Here is an 18,501-nt window from a genome sequence, read left to right as displayed (position 1 = left end):
GCACCAGGCTGATGCTTTTCCTGGCCCTTGTCTTCGCGGGGGCCCAACCCGCCGCGGCCCAGTCGATCCTTCGCGACAGCGAGACGGAGAAGCTGTTCAACGACATGTCGAGACCGCTGATCGAGGCAGCCCAGCTCGATCCCAAGAACGTGAAGATCGTCCTGATCAACGATCCGGAGATCAACGCCTTCGTCGCCGGGGGCCAGGTGGTCTACATCCACACCGGCCTGATCACCGCCGCTGACAACGCCAACCAGGTGCAGGGCGTGGTCGCCCACGAGCTTGGCCACGTGGTCGGCGGCGATGTCATCCGCTCGGGCGAAGGAGCCAAGCAGGCGACCGGCATCACCCTCCTCAGCCTGGTCCTCGGCGGCCTCGCCATGGCGGCCGGCGCGGGCGAGGCGGCAATGGGAGCGATGGCGATCGGCCAGCAGGTGGCGATGGGTCAGTACCTCGCCTTCACCCGCGCCCAGGAAACCAGCGCCGACCAAGCCGGCGTCGCCTACCTCAGCAAGGCGGGGATTTCGGGCCAAGGCTCAATTCAGTTCTTCAAGAAGCTGCAGAACCAGGAATATCGCCTCGCGGTCTATGCCACCGACAGCTACAACCGCACCCACCCGCTGTCGTCCGAGCGTGTTGCCGCGCTGACCGAGACCTACCGCAGGGACCCCGCCTGGGACCGCCGCACCGATCCCGCGCTCGAGGCACGGTTCCAGCGGGTCCGGGCCAAGCTGATCGGGTTCATCAGCGACAAGCAGGGCGTGTTGCGGACCTATCCGGTCAGCGATACCAGCGTTCCGGCGCATTACGCCCGGGCCTATGCCTATCACCGGATGGGCGACCGCGACGCTGCCCTGCGCGAGGCCGACGCGCTGCTGGCGACCGCCCCACAGGACCCTTTCTACCTCGAGCTCAAGGGCCAGATCCTGCTCGAAAGCGGAAAGCCGATGGAGGCGCTGGCGCCGCTTCGCACCGCGGTCGCCAAGGCGCCCGACCAGCCGATGATCCAGGCGATGCTGGGCCACGCCCTGCTGGCGACCGAGCAGAACGACAATCTGCCCGAGGCCGAGCGGGTGCTGCGCGCCTCGATCGGCCGCGACAATGAGCAGCCGTTCGCCTGGTATCAGCTGGGCGTCATCTACGACCGCAAGGGCGACCTGCCCCGCGCCTCGCTGGCAACCGCCGAGCGCTACAGCCTGGAAGGCGAGCCTAAGCTTGCGCTGGCCAGCGCCGAGCGCGCGCTCAAGGGCATCCCCCAGGGCACCCCCGATTTCCTTCGTGCGCAGGATATCGCCATGGTAAGCCGCACCGAGGTCGAAAAGGGCCGCAAAGGTCGGGGAAAGTAAGCACGTGAGCGAAGGCAAGGGTATGAGCGGCTGGGGCGCGCTGCTGGCCGGTGGGGCGGGCGGCGCCGTCGCCGCGGTGGCACTGGGATTTGCGGCGCTTCAGGCCGGCTGGGCCGACCGCCTGATTCGCGACAGCCTGGTCGCCAATCCGACGGTCTTGGTCGAGACCGCCGACGCCCTGCGCGACAGCCAATATGCCCCGGTGCTGACCGCCAATCGCGCCGCGCTGGAGACCCCGTTCGGAAGCAGCTGGCAGGGCGCCGACGCCAAGACCGCGGACGTCACCCTTGTCGAATTCTACGATTATGCCTGCGGCTACTGCAAGGCATCGCTTCCGGTGATCGCGCGGCTGGTGAAGGAGGATCCCAAGCTGCGGGTCGTCTATCGCGAATTTCCGATCCTCGGGCCCGACAGCGAGGCGGCGGCGCGAATGGCGCTGGGTGCAAGCAAGTCGGGCAAGTTCATGGCGTTCCACGACGCCCTCTACGCCGCCGGCCGGCCGAGTGAGGCGACGCTGATCAAGGCCGCGACCGACGCCGGGGTTCCGGCCGCCGTTCCCAACTCGCCCGAGCTGGACGCAGAGCTGCGCAAGAACTTCCAGCTGGCCCAGCAACTGGGCGCGACCGGCACGCCGCTGTTCATCGTCGGCAACAAGGTGATGAACGGCGCGGTCGGTTACGATGCGCTGAAGAAGGCGATCGCCGACGCCCGGGCCAAGGGGTGAGGCCGGTGCCTCGCTTCGAGCCTTTGCCATGAACATCGACGACCTGCTGCAGCGGACTTTCGGGACCAGCGACCTCGGCACCATCACCCCGGCCGCGCTGGAAGCCGGGATCGAGCGTCTGCAGGTCGACCTCGGCCTCGCCACCGACCGCGACCAGCGTTTCGCGCTGTGGTCGCTGCTCTACACCCTGGGCAGCGCGCCCGACCTCGACGTGGCCTTCCCCGATCCGGCCGACCGCGACGCCGCGCGTAATCTCATGGACCTGATCGCCGCTTCCGGCGGGGAGTGAGGCACAGGGCGGGCTGTCGGCGCGGGGATCGTCGCCGAAGCGAACGGCTGACATTACGGACTGCCGGCCGTCGGCGGCATGCGTTCGCTCCCTGTTCCCTTCGCGCCGCCACTCCCCTACAACGGCGTCACCATGACCGACCTGTTTGGGCCCGGGGGGGCACCTTTACCGCCATCGTCCGATTACGACGCCTCCGCGATCGAGGTGCTCGAAGGGCTCGAACCCGTTCGTCGTCGCCCCGGCATGTACATCGGCGGCACCGACGAGCGCGCGCTTCATCACCTCGCCGCCGAAGTCATCGACAATTGCATGGACGAGGCCGTCGCCGGCCACGCGTCGCGGATCGAGATCCATCTCGAACCCGGCAATCGCCTGACCGTCAGCGACAATGGCCGCGGAATCCCGGTCGACCCGCACCCCAAATATCCCGGCAAGTCCGCGCTCGAGGTCATCCTCACCACTCTCCACTCGGGCGGCAAGTTCGAGGGCAAGGCCTATTCCACCTCCGGCGGCCTCCACGGCGTCGGCATCAGCGTCGTCAACGCGTTGTCGACCGAGACGGTGATCGAGGTCGCGCGCGAGAAGAAGCTCTACCGCCAGCGCTTCGCCAAGGGCCATGCGCTCGGGCCGCTTGAGGAAGTCGGCGCCGCCCCCAACCGCCGCGGCACCACCGTCGCCTTTCACCCCGATCCCGAGATCTTCGGCGAACTCGCCTTCGACCCGGCCCGGCTGTTCCGCCTTGCCCGCTCCAAGGCCTATCTGTTCGCCGGGGTCGAGATCCGCTGGAAGTGCGATCCCGCCCTCGCCTCCGACAAGGTCCCCGAGAGCGCGACCTTGCAATTCGCCAACGGCCTCGGCGACGCGCTGGCCGAACAGCTCGAAGGCCGCGAGTGCGTCACCGCCCAGCCCTTCGCCGGCGGCGCCGACTTCCCCGACGGCCAGGGCCGCGCCGAATGGGCGGTCGCCTGGCCGCTTTGGAGCGACGGCTTCACCTCTTATTATTGCAACACCATCCCGACCCCCGACGGCGGCACCCACGAGGCGGGCCTGCGCGCCGCCCTCACCCGCGGGATCCGCGCGTTCGGCGACCTTATCGGCAACAAGCGCGCCAAGGACATCACCGCCGACGACGTGATGGCGAGTTGCGAATGCTACCTCAGCGTGTTCATCCGCAACCCCCACTTCCAGTCCCAGACCAAGGACCGCCTCACCAGCCTCGAAGCCGCCCGCTTCGTCGAGGCGGCGATGCGCGACCATGTCGATCATTTCCTGACCGACAACATGGACCGCGGCCGCGCGCTGCTCGGCGCGATCGTCGAGCGAATGGAGGACCGCCTCAAGCGCCGCGCCGAGCGCGAGGTGAAGCGCAAGACCGCCACTAGCGCCCGCAAGCTGCGCCTCCCCGGCAAGCTCACCGACTGTTCGGCCAACGATCCCGCCGGCACCGAATTGTTCATCGTCGAGGGCGACAGCGCCGGCGGCTCGGCCAAGCAGGCGCGTAACCGCAAGACCCAGGCGATCCTCCCCATCCGCGGCAAGATCCTCAACGTCGCCAGCGCCACCGCCGACAAGATCCGCGCCAACCAGGAAGTCGCCGACCTCCAGCTCGCACTCGGCTGCGGCATCCGCGACAAGTTCGACGAAACCTCGCTGCGCTACGAGAAGGTCATCATCATGACCGATGCCGACGTCGACGGCGCCCACATCGCGACCCTGCTGATGACCTTCTTCTTCCAGGAGATGCCCGAGCTGGTCCGCCGCGGGCACTTATTCTTGGCACAGCCTCCGCTGTACCGGCTGACCGCCGGCACCAAGACCCTCTACGCCCGCGACGACGCCCACCGCACCGAGCTCGAGGCCAAGGAATTCAAGGGCAAGAAAGTCGACGTCAGCCGCTTCAAGGGCCTGGGGGAGATGAACCCCAACCAATTGAAGGAGACGACGATGGACCCCGCCTCGCGCTCGCTCCTCAAGGTCACTCTCCCCCACGAATTCGAGCATCGCCAGCCTGTCAAAGACCTGGTCGAGCGCCTGATGGGCAAGAATCCCGAACACCGCTTCGCCTTCATCCAGAGCCGGGCGGCGGCGGTCAGCGGCGAAGAGCTGGACGCCTAGGCAACGCTCATTCGACGGCTGGGGCGCGCTTCCTTCTGCAGGAAGCGCATCTACCGATGCCTACCTCCGTCTTGGCGATCCTGAGCCGCCCCGATCGCCGCCTGCAGCAATCTGGCCAAGCGGCCTGGGGACGCGCTTGCCCTTGCGGCGGCTAGTGAGGTGAAAGGCGCGGCAGCGGTCGCAGCGATAAGGACGCAGGTCGAGTCCGTCGGCCAGCGCGGCAGCGGCGCTGGCGTCGGCTTCGGATCGATATGTGCGCTTGGCCCGGCAGATGCTCAGCCGGGTCCGCTTCATGCGGCCGTGGCGGCGCGGCGGGCGATCCATTGCTCGCACGACTGGCCCCAGGCGTGGACGTTATATTTGTCGAGCGGCGCGGGAAGCTCGCACGGGCCCTGATCGGTCGAACCGAGCCGCCGGGCGAGGGCGATCGACGGGGTATTGTCTACGTCGATGACGTGGATGACCTCGCTCCAGCCGAGCGCAGCGAAGGCCCAGTCGATGGCGGCGGTCGCCCCCTCGGCGGCATAGCCCCGCCCCCAGGCCGACTTGATGAGGCTCCAGCCGACTTCGGTGCCGGGCCAACCCTCAGGCTGCCATGGGCCGAGCCGGCCGATCCACCTGCCGCTCGCCCTTTCGACCACCGAGAACATGCCGAAGCCCTTGAGCGACCACGAGCCGGCGAAGGCCGCCATGCTGCGCCAGGCGCCGGCGCGATTCGTCGTCCCACCGATGAATCGCGCGCTGTCGCGATCGCCCATCAGTTCGGCCCAGCCGTCGAGGTCCCCCTGCTCGATCCCGCGCAGGATCAGGCGTTCGGTCTCAATCGTGGGCGGGGTCATGCGCGGGCTCCTTTGCCCGGTCCATGACCGGCGGGCCACCGCCCGGTCAACCGGGGAGACGAACTCGGAAGTCGCTGCGTCCCGAGCGGCTACGGCCTAGAGCAGGCCCAGCCGCCGGAAGCTGGCGCAGTCGTCGCCGGCGAACACCAGATGGTCGAGCAGGGTCAGGTCGATCGCCTCGGCCGCGATGGCGAGGGCGCGGGTGGCGACCTTGTCGGAGCGCGACGGCGTCGCCTGCCCGCTGAGATGGTTGTGGGCAAGGACGATTCCCGCGCTGTCGAGGCGGATGGCATCCCCGATGATCAAGCGCACGGGAATGTCGACCGCGTCGGCGTCGCCATCGTAGCTCGCAAGGTGGATGCACCGCGCCTCGTCGTCGAGGTGAGCGACCCACAGGCTCTCGGTAGTCGACTGGGCGAAGCAGGGAGCGAAGAAAGACCGGCTCGCCTCCACGCCATTGAGTGCAACAGGAGTTTCGGCACGCTGAAGCATGGGGCGACGCTATGGCCCGCAGCCACCCCTCGCCAGCGCAAGCGGGTCCGCTTTGGAGGAGTGCGGCGGAAGCTTGATCCGGTTCGGACAGCATTCGTCCGGCCCCAAAGGGACTACGCAGGCGCGTGCGACCGCGCTACCGTTCGGCCATGCAGGCTTATCACGATCTCATGGCGCAGGTGCTCGAAGAGGGCGTGCCGCAGGCCGACCGCACCGGCACCGGCACCCTGTCGCTGTTCGGCGCGCAGATGCGCTTCGACCTCGCCGACGGCTTTCCTTTGGTCACCACCAAGAAGCTTCATCTCCGCTCGATCATCGTCGAATTGCTGTGGTTCCTGCGCGGCGACACCAACGTGCGCTGGCTGCAGGAGCGCAAGGTCAGCATCTGGGACGAATGGGCCGACGAGGGGGGCGACCTCGGCCCGATCTATGGCAAGCAATGGCGCGACTGGGAGGTGGCGGACGGGCGCCACATCGATCAGGTCCGCGAACTGATCGACCTCATCGCCAAGGACCCGGCGAGCCGGCGGCAGATCGTCACCGCCTGGAACCCGGGCGAGATCGGGCGGATGGCATTGGCGCCGTGCCATTGTCTGTTCCAGACCCAGGTCGCGGCCGGCCGGCTCAACCTGCAACTCTATCAGCGCAGCGCCGACCTGTTCCTCGGCGTGCCGTTCAACATCGCCTCCTACGCGCTGCTGACCCACATGCTGGCACGGGAATGCGGGCTGGTGCCGGGGGTGTTCGTGTGGACCGGCGGCGACGTGCATCTCTACTCCAACCACCTCGACCAGGCCCGGCTGCAGCTGTCGCGCGACGTGCGGCCGCTGCCCCAGTTGAGGATCAAGGATCGCGGGCAGGACCTGTTCGGCTACGAGCTCGACGATTTCGAGGTGGTCGGCTACGATCCGCACCCGCACATTGCGGCGCCGGTGGCGGTGTGACCCGGCAGGGCGGGGCGTTGCGATTGCCACAAGACACTGACAACGCTAGGCATTTCGGTAGCGAACCAATTCAGGCCGAAGAGACGATGAGCGCCGAGAACCTGCCGGCTTTCCTGGCGTGGCCGTCCGAAACCGCGGGGCAGATCGCCGCCGCGGACTGGGCTGCCGTGGGCTTCGTGCCGCCGTCGCAATGGCCCGAGTCGCTGAAGGGCGTGGTCGGCATGATGCTGCGCACGCCGGTGCCGATGGTCGTCCTGTGGGGCGAACAGGGGCTGATGATCTACAACGACGGCTATGGCGTGCTGACCCAGGGCGTGAACAAGATTGCGCTGCCGGTGGCGGAAGCCTGGCCGGAAGCCGCCGACTGGAATCTCGACATCCTGCGCAAGGTCCGGGCCGGGCGGGCCGAGACCTTCCGCAACATCGAATTCGTACTGCACCGCCACGGTCGGCATGACACGATCTTCTTCAACCTCGCTTACTCTCCGCTGCTCGACGATAAGGGGCAGGTCGACGGTGTGCTGGCAGTGGTTAACGAGACCACCAAGGAGGTCCTCGACGAGCAGATACGCAGCGCCGAGGAGGCCCGGCAGCGCGCGATGCTCGACCAGATGCCCGGCTTTGCCGCGGTGCTGACCGGGCCCGAGCACGTCTTCTCCTACGTCAACGACGCCTACCGGCTGATCGGCGGCGAGCGGGATTACGTCGGCCGCCCGGTCCGAGAGGTCTTCCCCGAGTTTGCCGACCAAGGCTTTTTCGACATCCTCGACCGGGTCTACGCCAGCGGCGAGCGCTACGTCGATCAGCGGGTGGCGATCCAGCTGTCGCAGAATACCGAGATCAGCTTCATCGAATTGCTGTTCGAACCGATCCGCAACGAGGCCGGCGCGGTGATCGGTATCTTCGTCGGCGGCTATGATTCCACAACCATCCACCGCGCAGTGATCGACCTTGCCGAGCGCGAGGCCTTCCTCAGCGAGGTGCTGCGCGGCTCTACCGACTGCATCAAGGTGCTCGACCTCGACGGCCGGCTGACCTTCATGAGCGAGGGCGGGCAGAAGGTGATGGAGGTCGACGACTTCGCCGCCATCGCCGACTGCCCGTGGCCCGACTTTTGGGAGGCCGAAGGCAATCAGCGCGCCAGGGACGCGATCGCCGCGGCCCGCAGCGGCAAGAGCGCGAAATTCATCGGCGCGGCCAACACGGCCAAGGGTACGCCCAAATGGTGGGATGTGTCGGTAGCGCCGATCTTCGGACCCGACGGCAAGCCGGCGCGGATCCTGTCGGTATCGCGCGACACCACCGAACTGGTCGCCGCGCAGGAGCAGCAACGGCTGCTCAACGCCGAGCTCGGCCACCGGCTGAAGAACGTGCTGACGATGGTCCAGGCAATCGCCAGCCAGACCTTCCGCCGCGCGCAGAGTGTCGAGGAAGTAGCCGAGGCCTTCGCCGCCCGGCTGACCGCGTTCGGCAAGGCCACCGACGTGCTGACCGCGACCTCGTGGAACGAGGCGTCGCTGAAGGACATCGTCGCCTCGGGCCTCAGCGCGACACAAGGATTTGCCGAGCGGATCGATATCGAGGGCGGGGACGTGACGGTGCCGGGTCCGGCCGCGCTGGCACTGACGCTGGCGCTGCACGAGCTGGCGACCAACGCCTGCAAATATGGCGCGCTGAGCAATCCGGACGGCCGGGTCGCGATCCACTGGGACGAAAGCGGCGGTCAGCCGGGTTCGAAACGGTTTCGTTTCAAATGGAAAGAAACCGGCGGTCCCCCGGTTTCAGCCCCTCAGAAGAGAGGCTTTGGATCCCGCATGATCGAGCGCAGCCTGCAATCCTATTTCGCCGGCCATGCGTCGTTGCGCTTCGACCCGGCGGGGGTCGAGTTCAGCATCGACGGCGTCATGCCGACGCTTGCCGACGACGGCAGGAGCTGAGGCGGTGGGAGCCCAGCCCAAGCGCATCCTGGTTGTCGAGGACGAGCCCTTCGTTCGGCATGATCTGTGCGATTTCTTCGAGGATCGCGGATTCCAGGTGTTCGCCGCCGGCACTGCCGACGAGGCGCTTCGGATCATCGAGGAGCAGCCCGCGTTTGGCGCGGTGCTGACCGACATCCACACGCCGGGAGCGATCGACGGCCTGCGGCTGGCCCACATGGTCAAGGAACGGCACCCGCCGACCATCGTGGTGGTGGCATCCGGCGTGACCTCACCGGACCGCGAAGCGCTGCCTGAAGGCGCGCACTTCCTGCCCAAGCCGTTCAATCCCCGCGCGGTCCTGCGGCAATTCGACTGAACCGCCGAACGGCCCCTCCCCGCCGGCGCTGCCGACGAGGAGGCTCGAATCTCACTTCTTTGCGGGCTTGAGGTAGCGGTCCAGCCAGCCGGTCATTTCCCACAAGGTGTGACCGACACTCTCGCGGGCGCGGTAACCGTGGGCTTCATAGGGCAGGACCACATAGCGGACGTTGGCCCCGGCGCCCTTCAGCGCGGCGTAGAAGCGCTCGCTCTGAACGGGGAAGGTGCCGCTATTATCGTCCGCCTCGCCGTGGATCAGCAGGATCGGCTCCTTGATCTCGGGCGCGTAGGTGAACGGGCTCATCTTGGTGTAAGTGTCGACAGCTTCCCAATAGGTGCGCTGCTCGGCCTGGAAACCGAACGGGGTAAGCGTGCGGTTGTAAGCGCCCGACCGGGCGATGCCGGTTCGGAACAGGTCGCTGTGGGCAAGCAGGTTGGCGGTCATGAAGGCGCCATAGCTGTGCCCGCCGACCGCGATTCGGTCGCGTGAGGCGACGCCAAGCTTGACCACCGCATCCACCGCGGCTTCGGCCGAGGAGGTCAGCTGCTCGATATAGGTATCGTTGGCTTCCTTGCCGTCGGCGCCGACGATCGGCATCTTTGGATCGTCGAGCACCGCATAGCCCTGGGTCAGCAGGAACAGGTGGCTGATCCCGCCGGGGCGAACGAAGCGATTGTCGGTGTCGACCACCTGTCCGGCAACCTTGGGGTCGGTATATTCGGTCGGATAGGCCCACATCACGAGCGGCAGCGGCCCGTCGCGCTCTTTGTTGTAACCGGCCGGCAGGTAGAGCGTGCCCGACAGGTCGACCCCGTCCTTGCGCTTGTAGGTGATCAGCTGCTGGGTGACTCCGGCAAGCTGCGGCGCGGGATCGGGGAATTGGGTCAGCTGACGCGGCTGATCGCTGCCGACCGTGCGGACGAACAGGTTGGGCGGCGCGGTCCGGCTTTCGCGGCGGGTGACCAGGCGCTTGCCCTCATTGTCGAGCACCGCGACCACGTCCTCATAATAAGGCGCGGCGCTTTGCCACAGGCGGGTCGCCTTGCCGTCGGCCAGGCCCACCCGGTCGAGGAACGGGAATTCGCCCTCGCGCCGGGCGCCGGGGCCGGACAGGAACATGGCCTGGCCGTCCGCGGCGAATAGCAGTACCGGACGCCCGGCGGCGTTGAGCGTGGTGACCGGCTCGCCCGGATCATTGTAGCGATCCTGGAAATTGCGGCTGAGCAGCACGCGCGACGTGCCGGCGGCGGGATTGACGAGGATGCGGGTCTCGCGCCGGTCGTTCCACCATTGCGTCTGGAGAAAAGCGGTGTCGGCCTTGCCCCACACCACGCCGGCGTAGCGGTCCTTCATGTCGGCCAGGGTGCGCGGCGCACCGGTGAAGGGCGCCGCGAGCTCGAGCAGGCGGTCGCGGACCTCGACCTTGCGCCGCGTGTCGCCGCCATCCTGCGCCTCGACCCAGGCGACCGTGGCGGGCTGGTCTGCGCGCCACTGCGCCGAACGCGGCCCCGGCGCCACGGCGTCGAACTGCGGCGGCACGTCGTCGCGCAGCGGCAGGTTGGCGAGCTGCTTGACCGTCCGGCCATTGAGGTCGGTGATGACGATCTCGGTCGGGAACAGCGCCGCGGGCACGTTGTAGCTGTAGGGCTTCTTGACCCGGGTCAGCAGCAGGTAGCGGCCATCGGGCGAGGGCGTGGCGCCGAGGTAGACCCCCGGGCTCCCCACCTTGCGGCTGGCCCCGTCGGCGACCGACACCAACGTCGGCTGGGCGGTGAAATAATGGTCGAACAGCCGCTCGTCGCCGCTGTTCTTGAGGAGGTCCTGATAGGTCCGCACGGGCGCGGTGCGGCCCTCGTTGACCTGGACGATCGGCGCCGGATTGGCGAGCGCGGCGGGCGCGGCGCCGCGACCTGCGGGCACCGCGCGAACCAGGATCGAACGGCTGTCAGGCAGCCAGGTGAAGGCAGCGCCGGTGGCGGCGGCATTGACGATCGGCGCGGTCAGCTTGCGCGCCTTGCCGGTCGCGGCGTCGGCCATCCACAATTCGAGCCCTGCCGGACGGTCGACCAGGAAGGCAAGGCGCTGGCCGTCGGGCGACCAGGACGGCGCAAGGAAGCGGGTGCCCGGCGCCAATTGCACCGTCCGCGCCGCGCCGCCGGCGACGTCCTGCAGCGACAGGCCCGTCAGCCATGCGACCCGGCTGTTGGCCTGCCCGTTGTTGCGCGGATTGATGCGATAGCCCGCCAGCTTAAGGTCGGGCTCGGCCAGTTCTCCGATTGACGGCAGATTGGCCCGCTCGAGCAGCGCCATCCGGCTTCGGGTCGGATCGATCAGCGGCACCGGGGTCGGATTGCTGTCGAGGATCTGCGCGATCGGTGCCGGGGGCTGCTGGTAGGTGGAAGTCTGGGCAAGGGCGGTGGTGCTCATCGCCAGCGACAACGCACTGACCAGCAACAAATGACGCATAAGAACTCCCCGGTTTGTGTGTGCGCGAGTGTGGCGCAGGGCGCGGCAAGGGGAAAGGCCGGCGGACGCAGATTTCGACCAACGGGCGGCGGAGATTATTCTTTGCAGCCATCCCGCTCCGTGCGACCATCCGCCCGGGGGAGACATACAATCATGATTGGTCGGCGTTCGCTTCTGGCCGGGATGGCCGCCACTGGTGCGGCGCTGCCGCTTCAGGCGCAGGTGTTCCCGCCGAGCGGCTATGGCACCCCGATCGCGACTTCGCCCTTCCCTCCCGAAGTCTTCGCCGAGCGGCGGCGCAAGGTAATGGCCAAGCTCGGCGGCGGCATCGCCGTGGTGTTCGGCGCCAAGCGGGGCGGGGGCGATTCGCCGGTGGAGGCGCCCTTCTTCCAGGACCCCGACTTCGCCTGGCTGACCGGGATCACCGACGAGCCCGGCGCAGTGCTGGTCCTTGCGCCCGCCGAACGCCGCTTCCGTGAGTATCTGCTCCTGCCCTCGCGCAATCCCGAGGCCGAACGGTGGGAGCGCGAGCGCCTGCCGCTGGGCGCCGAGATCGAACGGCGCTCGGGCTTTGCGCGGGTGATGCGGACATCGAACCTCGGCGCCCTCGTCACCGGGCTGGCCGAGCGGTTCAAGGAATTCCATTTCTTCGGTCCGGTGGTCGGTCCCGATTCGCCGGTGCCCGCCTCGCTCGAGCTGTACGGCAAGGTGCAGCAGCGCATTCCGGGGGTGAAGACCACCGACAGCAGCAAGCTCCTGACCTCGATCCGGATGGTCAAGGAAGCGCGCGAACTCGACCTCATCACCAAGGCGCTGGCGGCGACCGCGCGCGGGCATCTGGCGGGCATGACGCAGGTCCAGCCGGGGTGGACCGAAGGCCGGCTCAAGGATGTGATCGAAGCCGGGTTCAAGGCCGGCGGGGCGGACGGCCTGGCCTACAGCAGCATCGTCGGATCGGGCCGCAACGCCGCCTCGCTCCATTACGTCGGCAATGGCGGAGCGGTCCGCGCCGGGGACATGATCCTGGTCGACGCGGGGGCCAGCCTGACCGGTTATGCCACCGACATCACCCGCACCTATCCCGCGAGCGGTCGCTTCACCCCGAAACAGCGCAGCGACTACGAACTGGTGCTGCAGGCGCAGGAAGCGGCGGCGAGCAGGCTTCGTGCCGGGGTCTATTACGAGGATCTGCAGGAGGCCGCGCGCGACGTGTTCCGCAGGGACGGCCGGATCGACCAGTTCACCCACGGCCTCGGCCATCACGTCGGACTGCACGTCCACGACGCCGCCGATTATTCGCAGCCGATTCCGGCCGGAGCGGTGATGACGATCGAGCCCGGCCTGTACCTGCAGGACGAGAATTACGGGATCCGGATCGAGGACATGTACCTGGTCACCGCGACCGGCGCGCAGCGGATGAGCACGGCGATCCCGCGCACGGTGGCCGAGATCGAACGGGCAATGGCACGGTAGAACATGGGGCGGCCGTCCAAGCGGCCGCTCCGCCGGGCTATTCGGCAGTGACTTCGGAGAGGTTCAGCCGCTCGCGCATTTCCTTGCCGGGCTTGAAGTAGGGCACCTTCTTGGCGTCCACCTCGACCTGTTCGCCGGTGCGCGGGTTGCGGCCGGTGCGGGCGTCGCGCTGGCGGGTCGAAAAGGCCCCGAAGCCGCGCAATTCGACCCGGCCGCCCTTGGCCAACTGGACCGTGATCTCGTTGAAGATGCCGGTGACGACGGTTTCGATCTCCCGCTGGGAAAGATCGGGAAAGTCGTGGCAAAGCTTGTTGACCAGTTCCGACCGGATCATCGTCTTTTCGTCCCCACCCTAACGCTTCAGTTCCGGGCCCCCACCCGCTGGCGCCAAGCTGTCAGATGTTGCGCCGGGCCGCAAGTACCGGAAATCAAGACGATCCGCCGACCGAGGTCGACGGATCGTCTCGCTTCGAGACTTACTTCTTGTTGGCGCGCTCGAGGGCGGCGCCGAGGATGTCGCCGAGCGACGCACCCGAGTCGGAGCTGCCATACTGGGCCACGGCCTGCTTCTCTTCGGAGATCTGCATCGCCTTGATCGAGAAGGTCGGCTTCTTGGACCGGTCGGTGCCGGTCACCATGGCGTCGAACTTCTGGCCGACCTGGAAACGCTCCGGACGCTGCTCGTCACGGTCGCGGCCGAGATCCGAGCGCTTGATGAAGCCGGTCGGACCATCCTCGTCGACCTGAACGGTGAGGCCACCATCCATGACTTCGAGCACGGTCACGGTCTTGACCTCACCCTTGCGGGCGCCGCCTTCGCCGCCGGTCGCGCCGCCGGCAACCACGCCGCCACGCTCAAGCTGCTTCATGCCGAGGCTGATGCGCTCCTTCTCGACGTCGACGTCGAGCACCACGGCCTGGACGGTCTCGCCCTTGCGGTGGAGGGCAAGCGCCTCCTCGCCCGACACGCCCCAAGCGATGTCCGACATGTGGACCATGCCGTCGACGTCGCCGTCGAGGCCAACGAACAGGCCGAACTCGGTCGAGTTCTTGACCTCGCCCTCGACTTGGCTGCCGACCGGGTGCTTCTCGGCGAAGTCGTTCCACGGGTTGGTCTGGGCCTGCTTGAGGCCAAGGCTGATGCGACGCTTCTCGCCGTCGACCTCCAGGATCTTGACTTCGACTTCCTGCGAAGTGCTGACGATCTTGCCCGGGTGGACGTTCTTCTTGGTCCAGCTCATCTCCGACACGTGGACGAGGCCCTCGATGCCCGGCTCGAGCTCGACGAAGGCACCATATTCGGTGATGTTCGTCACGCGGCCCTGGAATACGCCGTCGACCGGATACTTGGCCTGGGCGCCATCCCACGGATCGCTCTCAAGCTGCTTCATGCCGAGGCTGATGCGCTGGGTCTCACGGTTGATGCGAATGATCTGCACCTTCACGGTGGCGCCGATCTCCAGCACTTCCGAAGGGTGATTGACGCGCTTGTAGCTGATATCGGTGACGTGCAGCAGACCGTCGATGCCGCCGAGGTCGACGAACGCACCGTAGTCGGTGATGTTCTTGACCACGCCCTCGATGACCTGACCTTCGGCCAGGCTCTGGATCAGGCCCGAACGCTGCTCGGCGCGGGTTTCCTCGAGGATGGCGCGGCGCGACACGACGATGTTGCCGCGGCGGCGATCCATCTTGAGGATCTGGAACGGCTGGGCGATGTCCATCAGCGGCTGCACGTCGCGCACCGGACGGATGTCGACCTGGCTGCCCGGAAGGAAGGCCACGGCGCCGCCGAGGTCGACGGTGAAGCCGCCCTTGACGCGGCCGAAGATCACACCCTCGACGCGCTTCTCTTCGGCGAACTCGCCTTCCAGCTTGTCCCACGCGGCTTCGCGGCGGGCACGGTCACGGCTGAGCATCGCTTCGCCATGCGAATTCTCGACGCGGTCGACATAGACTTCGACCTGGTCGCCGACCTTCAGCTCGGCCTTTTGGCCGGGGGCGGCGAATTCGCGCAGCGGAACGCGGCCTTCGCTCTTGAGGCCGACGTCGATGACGGCGAGGTCGTTCTCGATCGCGGTGACGGTGCCGACGACGACGCGGCCTTCAAAGGCCTCGTTCTCGCCGCCAAGGCTTTCGTTGAGGAGCGCCGCGAAATCGTCGCGGGTGGGATTGGCAACAGTGGCCATGGGTAAGGGTGCGTCCTTGTCGTGCTCGGTCGGTATGCCGCCAGCCTTCCCACGAGTGGGCAGGCTTTCCATCAGGCGGACCTGGCAAGCGTTGGTGAAATCCGCTTGCCCGACCCCATGCCGGACAAACGGGCCGCGCCATGAGAGGGCGGGCAGGCACCGGACCGAGCGATTGGCCGAAGGAACGACGAACAGCTGCTGGCGGCGCCGACCCGGGAACTCCACCCGGAACGACGAGCGCGCCCTTAGCTCAAACGCCTCAGGAGAGCAAGGCGAGCAGCCGGGTCAGCCAGCCCGCCGAGGGGGTGGCAGCGACCGGCCGGACGTCGGCCGGACCACAGGCCAGGCAGCGGGCCTGGATGGTCGGGCCGCCCAGCAGCAGCTCGGCTTCCTGCAGCACCGCGCCGGCCAGCGCATCGGGATTGGCGCGGAGCGAGGCGAACGGGTCGCTTTCGCTGGCGTCGTCGTCATCGCCGCGCAGCAGCCCGGCGAGTTCGGAGCGCCAGCTGCCCTTGCGGTCGAGATAGGTCAGCCCGCGATTATCGGCATCGAGCTTGGCCAGCGCGGCCGCCTTGGCGACCGCCTCGTCCATCCCGCCGAACTGATCGATCAGGCCGATCTGGCGAGCCTGGCCGCCTGACCACACCCGGCCCTGGCCGATCGCGTCGACCTGCGCCGGAGTCTTGTGGCGCGCCTGGCCGACGATGTTGAGGAACTTGCCATAGGTGCTCTCGACCCCGAGCTGGATCAGCTGCCCGGCTTCGGGCGAAGGCCCCTTGAGGAGGTCGGGTTCTCCCGACAACGGGGTGGTGCGGACACCGTCGGCGGCAATGCCCAGCTTCTCCAGGCTGCCCTGGAAGCTCGGCAGGATGCCGAACACGCCGATCGAGCCGGTGATGGTCGAGGGTTCGGCAATGATGTGCTGGGCGGCGGTGGCGACCCAATAGCCGCCGGATGCGGCGACATTGCCCATCGAGGCGACCACCGGGATGTTCTTCTCGCGCGCGGCGAGCAGCGCCTGGCGGATCCGCTCGGACGCAAGCGCCGAGCCGCCGGGGCTGTCGATGCGCACCACCAGCGCCTTGATCTTGTCGTCGCGCAGACCCTTTTCGATCGCTTCGGCGATACTGTCGCCGCCGGCGGTCCCCACCGGGGCCTTGCCGTCGACGATGTTGCCGGCGACCGTCACCACCCCTATCGGGCCGGTGCCGCGTGCGGAGCGGACTTCGGCGGCGATGTAGCGGTCGAGGCGGATGCGCTTGAACCCGCCGGCGAGCTTTTCGTCGACCCCGCCGAGTTCGGCCAGACGCTTCTCGAAACCGCGGCGGTCGGCGACCTTGTCGACCAGCCCGGCGCGCTGCGACGCGGCGGCAAAGTCACCGCCCGAGGCCTGGATCAATTGCACCGGCTGCTTGAGCGCGAGGTCCACATTGGCCTTGGGCCGCGCCTTGCGGATGTCGTCGCGCCAGGTTTCGAACAGCGCGCCTGCCAGCGCCTGCGCATTCTCGCGCGCTTCGGGGCTCATGTCCGAACGGGTGAAGGGCTCCACCGCGCTCTTGAACTTGCCGACCTTGTAGACATTGGCGGTGACGCCGAGCTTTTCGAGCAGGCCGGCGAAATAGAGGTTGTTGCCACCCGGGCCGCTCAGCTGGACGCCGCCCATCGGGTTGACCCACACTTCGCTGGCGTGGGCCGCAAGCTGGTAGGCGCGGTCGCCATATCCGGTGGCGTAAGCGAGCACCGGCTTGCCGCTGCGGCGCACCTCGTCGAGCGCTTCGCCCATGTCGGCGACCACCGTCTGGCCGGCCGAGAAGCCGTCGAGGTCGAGCGCGACCGCCTTGACCCGGCTGTCGTCCTTGGCCTTGAGCAGCGCGGCGCGGACGTCGCGCAGCGCCAGCGGCGACGCGGCGACGCTTCCGCCGGCGAGCGCGAAGGCGTCCTGCTCGGCGGGCTGTTCGACCACCCCGGCCTTGAGGTTCATCACCAGCACGCCGTCGCTGACGGTCGGCGTCGGCCGGGCGGAGAGAATGGCGTAGAGCCCCGCGAAGAACAGGAACATGAAGAGCAGGACGAGTGCGTCCTTGATCCCGACCAGCAGGCCCCAGATCGCCTTGGCAACGCGCATGTTCTTGTCCCGACCCCCAAATGGTGCGGGATCAGAGATAGGGGGCTCGGAGGCCGGTGGGAAGCGCCGTTGGTCGAAGCCGGCGCGGAAGGCCGGCGAAGATCAGTGCATCCGGGCGCCGTCGGGCACGGGATGGTCGGGCGCGAGCAGGCTGATGCGCCCCTCCCCGTCCGACGCCCCAAGTACCAGCACCTCGCTCATGAACGGCCCGATCTGGCGCGGGGCGAAGTTGGTCACCGCCATCACCTGCCGCCCGACCAGTTCCTCGGGCGTGTAGAGCGTGGTGATCTGGGCCGAGCTGCACCTGGTCCCGATTTCGGGCCCGAAGTCGATGGTCAGCTTGAAGGCGGGCTTGCGCGCTTCAGGGAACGGCTCGGCGGCGATGACCGTGCCGGCGTGGATCTCGACCGCGAGGAAGTCGTCGAACGGGATGGTCATGCCGGCTCAGCACACGGCTTGATCGCGGCCGGCGCCGGGCGCGGGCCGGCGGCACGGAAGGCGGCGAAGAAGGTGTCACCGTCGGGCATGCGCTCGAACCGGTCGAGACGAAGGCCGAGCGCGGCGAGCTCGCACTTGAGGCGCGCGGGCGGAATACCGTGGCGCTTCACCGGGCGGTCGGCATCGACCACGATCACCTCGCCGCCTGGCTTCAGCCCCCCCACCAGGTGCCACAGGAAGGCGTAGGGGTCGGTCACCTCATGGTACATGTGGACCATGAAGATGCGGTCGAGCCCACCGGGCGGAAGCTTGGGATCGGCCGGCAGGCCGAGCCGCACCGTGACATTGTCGAGCCCTTCGCGCTGGACGCGTTCGGCCAGGCGGTCGCGGGTCTCGGGGACGATGTCCTGCGCCAGCACGCGGCCCTTGACGCCGACCAGCGGCGACAGTCGGACGGTATAATAGCCCTCGCCCGCGCCAATGTCGGCGACCGACATGCCGGGCTGGACCCGGGCGGCGGCGACCACCGCCTCGAACTCCCCGACCCGATCCCGCACGTCCTCGGTCGAGAAAGCGTCGGACACGATCGGCGCGACATCGCGGCCGGACGGCGGGAAGCTGGTCGCGGGGTCGCCCTCGGCTCGGCAGGCGGCGAGGAGGAGTGCGGCAAGGCACACCATTCCGTTCGTGCCGAGCGACGTCGAGGCACCGCTGCGCATCACTGACCGTCCCTCGACTGCGCTCGGGACTACCGGATCACGCG

The 18,501-nt window shown here is 67.9% G+C and carries 16 protein-coding genes; 8 read left to right on the top strand and 8 right to left on the bottom strand.

What is annotated here, in order from left to right; all coding sequences use genetic code 11:
- Positions 1-11 precede the first annotated feature (11 nt).
- From M1K48_RS12720 to parE, 4 genes are all read left to right on the top strand, one after another.
- A complete protein-coding gene (locus M1K48_RS12720; RefSeq protein WP_249503574.1) occupies positions 12-1,346 on the top strand; it encodes a M48 family metalloprotease in 1,335 nt (444 codons plus the stop codon).
- A gap of 4 nt (positions 1,347-1,350) precedes the next feature.
- Positions 1,351-2,070, top strand: coding sequence for a DsbA family protein (locus M1K48_RS12715; RefSeq protein WP_249503573.1), 720 nt, complete (start codon positions 1,351-1,353; stop codon positions 2,068-2,070).
- A 28-nt stretch (positions 2,071-2,098) separates the two neighbouring features.
- The gene (locus M1K48_RS12710) at positions 2,099-2,359 is read left to right on the top strand and encodes a hypothetical protein (RefSeq protein WP_249503572.1); all 261 of its coding nucleotides are present in this window, start codon (positions 2,099-2,101) and stop codon (positions 2,357-2,359) included.
- Positions 2,360-2,491: 132 nt separating this feature from the next.
- Positions 2,492-4,474, top strand: coding sequence for a DNA topoisomerase IV subunit B (parE, locus tag M1K48_RS12705; protein WP_249505262.1), 1,983 nt, complete (start codon positions 2,492-2,494; stop codon positions 4,472-4,474).
- A 290-nt stretch (positions 4,475-4,764) separates the two neighbouring features.
- Here parE and M1K48_RS12700 read toward each other — a convergent pair whose 3' ends face one another.
- On the bottom strand, positions 4,765-5,313 hold the full coding sequence (locus tag M1K48_RS12700) for a GNAT family N-acetyltransferase (RefSeq protein ID WP_249503571.1): 549 nt from the start codon (positions 5,311-5,313) through the stop codon (positions 4,765-4,767).
- 96 nt (positions 5,314-5,409) lie between these two features.
- Positions 5,410-5,805, bottom strand: a complete 396-nt coding sequence (locus M1K48_RS12695; protein WP_249503570.1) for a JAB domain-containing protein — start codon at positions 5,803-5,805, stop codon at positions 5,410-5,412.
- A gap of 149 nt (positions 5,806-5,954) precedes the next feature.
- Here M1K48_RS12695 and M1K48_RS12690 point away from each other — a divergent pair, with 149 nt between their 5' ends.
- From M1K48_RS12690 to M1K48_RS12680, 3 genes are all read left to right on the top strand, one after another.
- Positions 5,955-6,749: a thymidylate synthase gene (locus M1K48_RS12690; RefSeq protein ID WP_249503569.1), complete on the top strand. Its 795-nt coding sequence runs from the start codon at positions 5,955-5,957 to the stop codon at positions 6,747-6,749.
- A gap of 86 nt (positions 6,750-6,835) precedes the next feature.
- Entirely contained in the window at positions 6,836-8,686 is a 1,851-nt protein-coding gene (locus M1K48_RS12685; protein ID WP_249503568.1) for a PAS domain-containing protein, read from the top strand.
- Positions 8,687-8,690: 4 nt separating this feature from the next.
- Positions 8,691-9,044, top strand: coding sequence for a response regulator (locus M1K48_RS12680; RefSeq protein WP_249503567.1), 354 nt, complete (start codon positions 8,691-8,693; stop codon positions 9,042-9,044).
- Between the two features lie 51 nt (positions 9,045-9,095).
- On the opposite strand, the gene M1K48_RS12675 is transcribed toward M1K48_RS12680, so the two are convergent.
- A complete protein-coding gene (locus M1K48_RS12675) occupies positions 9,096-11,513 on the bottom strand; it encodes a S9 family peptidase (protein ID WP_249503566.1) in 2,418 nt (805 codons plus the stop codon).
- Positions 11,514-11,666: 153 nt separating this feature from the next.
- Here M1K48_RS12675 and M1K48_RS12670 point away from each other — a divergent pair, with 153 nt between their 5' ends.
- Positions 11,667-12,986 (top strand): M24 family metallopeptidase, encoded by a 1,320-nt coding sequence (locus M1K48_RS12670; protein ID WP_249503565.1) that lies wholly within the window; start codon positions 11,667-11,669, stop codon positions 12,984-12,986.
- 37 nt (positions 12,987-13,023) lie between these two features.
- Here M1K48_RS12670 and M1K48_RS12665 read toward each other — a convergent pair whose 3' ends face one another.
- From M1K48_RS12665 to M1K48_RS12645, 5 genes are all read right to left on the bottom strand, one after another.
- Positions 13,024-13,320 (bottom strand): integration host factor subunit beta, encoded by a 297-nt coding sequence (locus M1K48_RS12665; RefSeq protein ID WP_249503564.1) that lies wholly within the window; start codon positions 13,318-13,320, stop codon positions 13,024-13,026.
- A 142-nt stretch (positions 13,321-13,462) separates the two neighbouring features.
- Positions 13,463-15,175, bottom strand: a complete 1,713-nt coding sequence (rpsA, locus tag M1K48_RS12660) for a 30S ribosomal protein S1 (RefSeq protein ID WP_249503563.1) — start codon at positions 15,173-15,175, stop codon at positions 13,463-13,465.
- Between the two features lie 259 nt (positions 15,176-15,434).
- On the bottom strand, positions 15,435-17,300 hold the full coding sequence (gene sppA, locus M1K48_RS12655; protein ID WP_249503562.1) for a signal peptide peptidase SppA: 1,866 nt from the start codon (positions 17,298-17,300) through the stop codon (positions 15,435-15,437).
- A 102-nt stretch (positions 17,301-17,402) separates the two neighbouring features.
- Complete coding sequence (locus M1K48_RS12650; protein WP_249503561.1) at positions 17,403-17,738, bottom strand: tRNA-binding protein; 336 nt, start codon at positions 17,736-17,738, stop codon at positions 17,403-17,405.
- A complete protein-coding gene (locus M1K48_RS12645) occupies positions 17,735-18,457 on the bottom strand; it encodes a class I SAM-dependent methyltransferase (protein WP_249503560.1) in 723 nt (240 codons plus the stop codon). Before M1K48_RS12645 ends, M1K48_RS12650 begins: the two co-directional genes overlap by 4 nt.
- Positions 18,458-18,501: the final 44 nt, after the last annotated feature.

Source organism: Sphingomonas glaciei (assembly GCF_023380025.1).
Classification (GTDB): Bacteria; Pseudomonadota; Alphaproteobacteria; order Sphingomonadales; family Sphingomonadaceae; genus Sphingomicrobium; species Sphingomicrobium glaciei.
Note: the sequence above shows the minus strand (reverse complement) of the source record. Positions and strands in the feature narration are given on the sequence as shown.